The sequence below is a fragment of the Mycobacterium sp. 852014-52450_SCH5900713 genome (assembly GCF_001667075.1).
Lineage (GTDB): Bacteria > Actinomycetota > Actinomycetes > Mycobacteriales > Mycobacteriaceae > Mycobacterium.
Window position 1 is genome coordinate 1 of sequence record NZ_LZIL01000046.1, and the last position, 7211, is coordinate 7211.

Sequence of the window (7211 nt, forward strand, 5' to 3'; positions counted from 1 at the left end):
CGGCGGCGGGGCGCGGCGGCCCCGGCCGGCCCGGGCGCGGGGGGGGGGGGGGGGGGGGGGGGGGGGGGGGGGGGCGGGGGGGGCCCCCCCCCCCCCCCCCGGGCCCGGGTCCTCTTCGTCGACTACCTGACCGTCCTGCCTCCGGCGGGCATGCCGGCCGCGCCGCTCTCGGCCACCGACGCCGACCTCGGGCGCCACGTGGCCGCGACGCTGGAACGGCTCACGGCCGACGCGGCGACGGCAACCGGCTGCGAAGTGGTCGGCGCCGCGGCGGCCAGCCGGGAGCACCACGCGTGGTCGCCGGAGCCGTGGACCACGAGACCCGGTGTGCCGCTACCGGGCCGGGCGGCGCCGTTGCACCCCAACGCCGCCGGGATGCGTGCCGTAGCCGAACTGGTGTCCGCGCGGTGGTGAGGATCAGCCGTTCGTGCGCCACCACTGGTAGAGGGCGTTGACGTCGGAGTTGGCCGAGGTGAGGTGCCCCAGGACGTTCTTGGCGTCGGTGGTCCACGTCAACGTCGCGTAGTTCTTGTAGGTGCCGCAGGCGATCTGGCCGCCCGTCTGGCCGTTCTGCTTCCAGGTTCCCGGTGACTGCCCGGCGTCCCCGCACGCGGCCAGGGAGACGTCCTTGATGGTGGAACTGAACGCGGAGGCCAAGTTGGTGCCGTTGGAGAAGAGGGCGTAGACGCCGGAGCCGGGGCCGCTTGGGTCGGGGCTCTGCCCGCACAGGAGCTCGGCCAGCTCACCGGATTCGGTCAACTCCTGCGACTTGCAATTGTTGAGGCCGTAGCCCTTCGACAGGTTGGCCGCCAGCGTGTTCATATCGGCTGCGGTGCCGGTGTTGGGTTCCGCGACCGCGGGGGCGCTTCCCGCGAAAGCCAAACAGCCGATTAGCGCTGCCGCCGACACGGCACGCAGCGCGGTGTTGAGGTGTGACATTTTCGTTGACTCCCTATGGTTGTTGGATGGGTGATACCGAAACCCGTTGCCCCCCAATTGCGAAGTCAGCCGTTGGCGCGCCACCACTGGTACAGCGCAGCGCCGTCGGTGTTGGACCCGCGGATGTAGCTCAAGATGTTCTTGGCGTCCGAGGTCCAGATGATCTCGGCGGCGTTCTGATACGTCCCACACGCGACCTGTCCGGCATTGCCGCTGTTGCTGCCCTGGTGCCAACTGGTGGGTGATTGGCCGCTGTCCCCACAGGTGCCCAGTACGTCGTCTTTGATGCTGGCCTTGAACGAGCCGACCAGGTTTTCGCCGTTGTTGAACAGGATGTACTTGGCCTGGACGGGGCCGCTCGGGTCGGGACTCTGCCCGCAGGTCAGCGATGCCAGTTCGCCAGTGGTGATGTTCTGGGCGGTGCAGTTGTTCAGCCCGTAACCCTTCGACAGCGATGCCGCAAGCGTGTTGATGTCCGACGAGCTACCGGTGTCCGCGGGATCCGCCGCCGCGGTGGCCGTCCCCGCTAAGGCGCAACCGCACGCGGACGCCGCGGCCGTGACGACCCGCAACGCGTTGCTGAGATGGGACATCCTCTGGCTCCTAAGCGGTTGTGGGGGCGGCGTCGCTCACCGGAGAAACGTACTTCCGCTAAGTAGGGATCGTAGGGATATGTCCAGACAAAGCAACACATTCCGCTGGCAATTATCTGTCTCGGCATGTTTCTCGACACCGCAGCGCAACGGGTACTAACGCGGGCTTTCGAAACCGTTTTCTTGCCAGCCCTTTTCGCGATGGGCCGGTAGGAGAACGGAGACTTAACGCGGGGGGGACGGTCGCGCAGCATGTCAGCGGGTCCAAAGGGGATTTTCAAATTGCTAGTGCCGCCGCGACTGTGCTCGGGTATGGTTAGCACCGCTTTACGCCAGCTAACTTCTCGGGACTGGAGAATTCATGACACAACCGCCGGCACCGCCTCCTCCGCCGCCTGGTTACCCGCCGCAGCAACCCGCCGGGCAAGCGCCGAATAACTATTTGGTGTGGTCCATCCTGGTGACCCTGTTCTGCTGCCTCCCCTTCGGGATCGTGGCGATCGTCAAGTCCAGCCAAGTCAACGGTCTCTGGGCGCAGGGCCGTTATGCCGAGGCGCAGGCGTCCGCCGACAGCGCCAAGAAATGGGTGATCTGGTCGGCGGTCATCGGGGTCGTCGTGGGCATCATCTACGGCATCTTGATGGCGGTCGGCGCGCTCAACACGAACACCAATGCGGCGCTCGCCGCGATGTTCTGAGCCCGGTTCCCAATATGGTGACCCGTCCAGGGTCGGCGCCGCTGAGTCTGGGAGCCCCACTTGTGGTGGCCGCTTCCACGACGTTGATGTGCGCCGCCATCTGGGCGGGTGACCCGACCACTCCCAACGGTCCGCTGCCGGTGTGTCCCACCAAGGCGCTGTTGGGGATCGACTGTCCGGGATGCGGCAGCTTGCGCATGCTGTATTCCCTGATGCACGGCAACGTCATGGCGGCCGCCAGGTTCAACGCATTGGGCCTGGCGGCCGTCGTGCTGTTGGTATGGGCGTACCTTGCCTGGACCTATGGACGGGTGGCGGGCAAACGGGTCCGGAGCTGGCAGCACGCTCGCTGGTCCGCGGTGGTGACGCTGACGCTGGTCGCGGCGTGGTTTGTGGTGCGCAACATTCCCTTTGCGCCGTTCAACGCGCTCTATGTCTGATACCGCCGTGTCCTGATCCCGGCCGCTCGTCGCGCGGTCTAACCTGGGGCGCGATGGTGAACAAATTCACGACGATCCCGGCGGCGCTCGTTGTGGTCGCGCTTACCGCAATCTCGGCCGGTTGCTTCCACCGGTCCTCGCCACAAGCGACCGGCAACCCCGACGCGGCGAAGTTCGCCGGCGCGCTGCACGACAAAGTCACGGCCGACGCAATGATGGCCCACCTGACAAAGCTCCAGGACATCGCCAACGCCAACCACGGCACCCGGGCGGTGGGCACCCCCGGTTACGATGCCAGCGTCGACTACGTCGTAAACACGTTGCGCGGCAGTGGTTTCGATGTGCAGACCCCCGAATTCTCCGCGCGGGTGTTTCACGGGGACAAGCCGGAGGTGACGGTGGGTGGCAGGCCGGTCGAGGCGCACGCGCTCGACTTCAGCCTCGGCACCCCGCCGGACGGGGTGAGCGGGCCGCTGGTCGCCATCCCCGCAAACAACGCCCCCGGTTGCGCGGCCTCGGATTACGGCAACCTCCCGGTGCAGGGGGCCGTGGTCCTGGTGGACCGCGGAACGTGCCCGTTCGCTCAGAAGGAGGACGTCGCGGCGCGGCGCGGTGCGGCCGCGATGATCGTCGCCGACAACGTCGACGAGCAACAGATGGGCGGGACGCTGGGGCCGGACACGAACGTCAAGATCCCGGTGCTGAGCGTGACCAAGTCCGTCGGCGTGCAACTGCGCACCCAGCCGGGACCGGCCACCATCAAGCTGAACGCGCGGGTGCAGAGCTTCAAGGCCCGCAACGTGATCGCGCAGACCAAGACGGGATCGACGACCAACGTCGTGATGGCGGGCGCGCATTTGGACAGCGTGCCCGATGGACCGGGCATCAACGACAACGGTTCGGGAGTGGCCGCGATATTGGAAACCGCTCTGCGGCTCGGTAATTCGCCACAGGTGCGCAACGCGGTGCGGTTCGGGTTCTGGGGTGCGGAGGAACTCGGCCTGATCGGATCGCGCAACTACGTCGAATCTCTTGACCTGACTGCGCTCAAAAATATTGCGCTGTACTTGAATTTCGACATGCTCGCGTCGCCGAACCCCGGTTACTTCACCTATGACGGCGATCAATCGCTGCCGGCGGACGCCCGCGGGCAGCCGGTCGTACCGGAGGGGTCGGCCGGTATCGAGCGAACGCTGGTCGCCTACCTGAAGTCCGCCGGAAAGACCGCGCAGGACACGTCTTTTGACGGCCGCTCCGACTACGACGGGTTCACCCTGGCGGGCATCCCCGCCGGTGGCCTGTTCTCCGGCGCCGAAGTGAAGATGTCTGCGGAGCAGGCAAAGCTGTGGGGTGGGACCGCCGACCAGCCGTTCGACCCCAACTATCACCAGAAGACCGACACCCTCGATCACATCGACAAGGCCGCGCTGGGTATCAACGGCGGCGGCGTCGCCTACACGGTCGGCCTCTACGCCCAAGACCTCGGCGGCCACAACGGGGTGCCCACTATGGAGGACCGCACGCGTCACGTGCTCACGAAGCCATGAGCCGCCGGCTCGGAGCGGCACTGCTGCTGGCGACCGCGCTGCTGGCGAGCTGCTCGTCGGCACGGCCGGGATCGCCCGCCGCCGCACCGGATTTAGGTCGCGGCCTGGCCGGAAAAGTGACCGTCGATCAGATGTTCGCCCATCTGCGCGCGCTGCAGAACATCGCCAACGCCAACAAGGGAAACCGGGCGGACGGCACGCCGGGATACGACGCGAGTGTCGACTACGTGGCTAAAGCCCTGCGCGACAGGGGTTTTGAGGTGATGACCCCGCAGTTCGATCGGCTGTACGCGGTTGCCCCCGGCAGGCCGGCGATAACGATCGCCGGCCACAGCTACCCCGTCGACCAGGCGTCGTTGTTGGTCCAGACACCCCCCGGTGGCCTGACCGGCCAGCCCGTCCGGCCCGTCCAGCCCTCGGGCTGTGCGGCCAGCGATTATCCGGCCGCGCTGCCCAAAGGCTCGATCGCCGTCGTCGACGACGCGCGTTGTTCGGTGGTCGACAAGCAGAACAGCGCGGTGGCCAACGGCGCCGCCGCGCTGGTCGTGCTCAGTGCGCCCGCGGGCCAGGGCGCCCCGGCCACCTTGTTCAATCCGGGCTATTTCAAGCAGCTGACCGTGCCGGTCGCGGTCGCGGGCAGGTCCGCCGCGACCGCGCTCGCCGACGCGAGTGCGCCGATACATCTGGTGCTGGACGCCCAGAACACCAAAATCACATCGCGAAACGTGCTGGCGCAGACCAAGACCGGTTCGCCGCACGAAGTGGTCATGGTCGGCGCGCATCTCGACAGCTCGCGTGGCGGTCCAGGCATCAATGACGACGGATCCGGGGTCGCCGCGGTGCTGGAAACGGCGCTACAGCTGGGGCCATTGGCTCCGGTGAACAACGCCGTGCGGTTCGCGTTCTGGGGCGCCGACGAGGACGGGCTCAACGGCGTAATGGATTACGTGTTCGGCCTGGACAGCGACCAGCTCAACGATCTCGCGATGTACCTCAACTTCACCAGGCTGGGTTCCCCCAACGCCGGCTTCTTCACCGACGACGGCGATCAGTCCGGTCCGCCGGCGCCCGGGGTGACTTACGCGGACATCCCCGACGGCTCGGCCGGCATCGAGCGCACCCTGGCCGGGTATCTGAACCTGGCCGGGAAGCGGCCCGCGGACATGCCGCTGAGCACCCTCGCGGACTACCACCCCTTCATGGTCGCGGGCGTGCCGATCGGTGGCATGACGGCCGGCGCCACGCAGCCGAAAACCACGGTGCAGGCCCGATTGTGGGGTGGGCAGGCCGGCGTCCCGTTCGACCCCAACTATCAGGGCCCCCACGAAACCGCCGACAACATCAACCGCGACGCGTTGGCCATCATGGGTTCTGGCGTCGCGTACGCCGTGGGCAGCTACGCGCAGTCCACCGGCGGGGTGAACGGCGTCCCGCCGCACGACAAGAGGCATCGCACCCGGATGCCGTAACCGCCGATCGGGGTTGTCGGTGGCACGCACTATGCTCGAACACATGTTCGATACACGGCTGCATGAGTACTGGGAGCCTCCGCGGTGTGAGCGCTCGCGGGAGTTGGTGGATCGGATGTGCGAGTCATGGCGGTTAGAGGCCCAAGTGGTGGCGGCTCGGTTGGATGCGGTCGGGGAGCTGTTCGAGCTGCGCCGCGCCCAGCGCGGTGAGGAGGCGGATTGGGCGGTGGACACCTGGGCGGCGGTGGGGGCCGAGGTGGCTGCGGCGTTTCGGGTGAGCTTGGCGATGGCGGGCAGCTTCATGCGGTATGCGTTGGCGATGCGTGAGCGGCTGCCACAGGTGGCGGCGGCGTTCCGCGCCGGTGATATCAATTACCGGTTGTTTCAAACCATCGTGTACCGCACCGATTTGATCACCGATGCTGAGGTGCTGGCCGCCGTGGATGGCGAGTTGGCCGTGCGCGCGGCGCGGTGGCCGTCGATGACTCGGGGCCGGTTGGCCGGTGAGGTCGATAAGATCGTGGCGAAGGCCGACGTTGATGCGGTGCGCCGTCGGCAGCGGTGTCGGGACGAGCGCTGTGTCGGGATCGAGGATCTCGAGGGCGGCATGTCCGAAATCCACGGCAGCCTGTTCAGTCCAGATGCCCACGCCTTGGACGAACGGTTAGATGCCTTGGCGGCCACGGTGTGTGAGCATGATCCGCGCAGCCGCGATGAGCGGCGCGCCGACGCGCTGGGGGCGTTGGCGGCCTCGGCGGATCGGCTGGGTTGCCGCTGTGGACGGCCCGATTGCGCCGCGGGAAAGCGGCCTGCGTCAACGCCGGTCGTCATTCATGTGATCGCCGAACAGGCGAGCATCCAGGGCCGCGGGTCGGCTCCGGCGTCGGAGGTAGGCGCCGACGGACTGATCTCCGCCGAGGTGGTTGCCGAGTTGGCCGGTTCGGCGACGCTGGTGCCGGTGAGTGTCCCGATAGAAGCTGAACCGCGCTACACGCCCTCGGCCAAGCTGGCCGATTTCGTGCGGTGTCGGGATTTGACGTGTCGGGCGCCCGGGTGTGATCGCCCGGCCGTGGACTGCGATATCGACCACACGATCCCCTACGCCGATGGCGGCCCGACGCATCCATCGAACCTGAAATGTTTGTGCCGCCAGCATCATTTGCTGAAAACGTTCTGGGGCTGGCGCGATGAACAGTTGCCCGATGGCACCCTCCTCTGGCGTCTACCCGACGGGCACACCTACGTCACCACCCCGGGCAGCGCGCTGCTGTTCCCCAGCCTGTGCGCGCCCACCGGCGAGCTCCCGGCCCCCGCGGCCGGCCCCCAGCGCTGCGGCGAGCGCACCGCGATGATGCCGCTGCGCACCCGCACCCGCGCCCACAACCGGGCCCAGCGCATCGCCACCGAACGCCACCACAACCGCCAAACCCGCTTAACCACCCAAACCACCCAAACCGGCCCCGCACCCCCAGACGACGAACCACCGCCGTTTTGACGGCCGGTCAAGGGGTTATACGACCGCGAAC

General features: G+C 67.5%; 7 protein-coding genes and 1 pseudogene. 6 read left to right on the forward strand and 2 right to left on the reverse strand.

All coding sequences use genetic code 11. From position 1 onward, the window contains the following. Window positions 1-102: 102 nt before the first annotated feature. Window positions 103-414 (forward strand): annotated as a pseudogene (locus A5773_RS13115) (SGNH/GDSL hydrolase family protein); the annotation flags it as partial. A 3-nt stretch (window positions 415-417) separates the two neighbouring features. Here the strand turns inward: A5773_RS13115 and A5773_RS13120 are convergent. After that, window positions 418-939, reverse strand: coding sequence for a serine/threonine protein kinase (locus A5773_RS13120; protein ID WP_066946249.1), 522 nt, complete (start codon window positions 937-939; stop codon window positions 418-420). A 65-nt stretch (window positions 940-1004) separates the two neighbouring features. After that, window positions 1005-1532: a serine/threonine protein kinase gene (locus A5773_RS13125; protein ID WP_066946246.1), complete on the reverse strand. Its 528-nt coding sequence runs from the start codon at window positions 1530-1532 to the stop codon at window positions 1005-1007. Between the two features lie 361 nt (window positions 1533-1893). Here A5773_RS13125 and A5773_RS13130 point away from each other — a divergent pair, with 361 nt between their 5' ends. From A5773_RS13130 to A5773_RS13150, 5 genes are read left to right on the forward strand one after another with little or no spacing between them, the layout of a single operon-like run. Then, window positions 1894-2229, forward strand: coding sequence for a CD225/dispanin family protein (locus tag A5773_RS13130; protein WP_046183018.1), 336 nt, complete (start codon window positions 1894-1896; stop codon window positions 2227-2229). A 14-nt stretch (window positions 2230-2243) separates the two neighbouring features. Next, window positions 2244-2669 (forward strand): DUF2752 domain-containing protein, encoded by a 426-nt coding sequence (locus A5773_RS13135; RefSeq protein ID WP_066946243.1) that lies wholly within the window; start codon window positions 2244-2246, stop codon window positions 2667-2669. Between the two features lie 53 nt (window positions 2670-2722). Then, on the forward strand, window positions 2723-4216 hold the full coding sequence (locus tag A5773_RS13140) for a M28 family metallopeptidase (protein ID WP_067791228.1): 1494 nt from the start codon (window positions 2723-2725) through the stop codon (window positions 4214-4216). Beyond that, a complete protein-coding gene (locus A5773_RS13145; RefSeq protein ID WP_067791230.1) occupies window positions 4213-5685 on the forward strand; it encodes a M28 family peptidase in 1473 nt (490 codons plus the stop codon). Before A5773_RS13140 ends, A5773_RS13145 begins: the two co-directional genes overlap by 4 nt. Window positions 5686-5728: 43 nt before the next feature. Next, a complete protein-coding gene (locus A5773_RS13150) occupies window positions 5729-7180 on the forward strand; it encodes an HNH endonuclease signature motif containing protein (protein WP_156744842.1) in 1452 nt (483 codons plus the stop codon). Window positions 7181-7211 lie beyond the last annotated feature (31 nt).

What these genes read in the sequence shown, in the direction of transcription:
- A5773_RS13120 (WP_066946249.1), bottom strand. Translation starts at nt 939, where the DNA reads ATGTCACACCTCAACACCGCGCTGCGTGCCGTGTCGGCGGCAGCGCTA.
- A5773_RS13125 (WP_066946246.1), bottom strand. Translation starts at nt 1,532, where the DNA reads ATGTCCCATCTCAGCAACGCGTTGCGGGTCGTCACGGCCGCGGCGTCC.
- A5773_RS13130 (WP_046183018.1), top strand. Translation starts at nt 1,894, where the DNA reads ATGACACAACCGCCGGCACCGCCTCCTCCGCCGCCTGGTTACCCGCCG.
- A5773_RS13135 (WP_066946243.1), top strand. Translation starts at nt 2,244, where the DNA reads ATGGTGACCCGTCCAGGGTCGGCGCCGCTGAGTCTGGGAGCCCCACTT.
- A5773_RS13140 (WP_067791228.1), top strand. Translation starts at nt 2,723, where the DNA reads ATGGTGAACAAATTCACGACGATCCCGGCGGCGCTCGTTGTGGTCGCG.
- A5773_RS13145 (WP_067791230.1), top strand. Translation starts at nt 4,213, where the DNA reads ATGAGCCGCCGGCTCGGAGCGGCACTGCTGCTGGCGACCGCGCTGCTG.
- A5773_RS13150 (WP_156744842.1), top strand. Translation starts at nt 5,729, where the DNA reads ATGTTCGATACACGGCTGCATGAGTACTGGGAGCCTCCGCGGTGTGAG.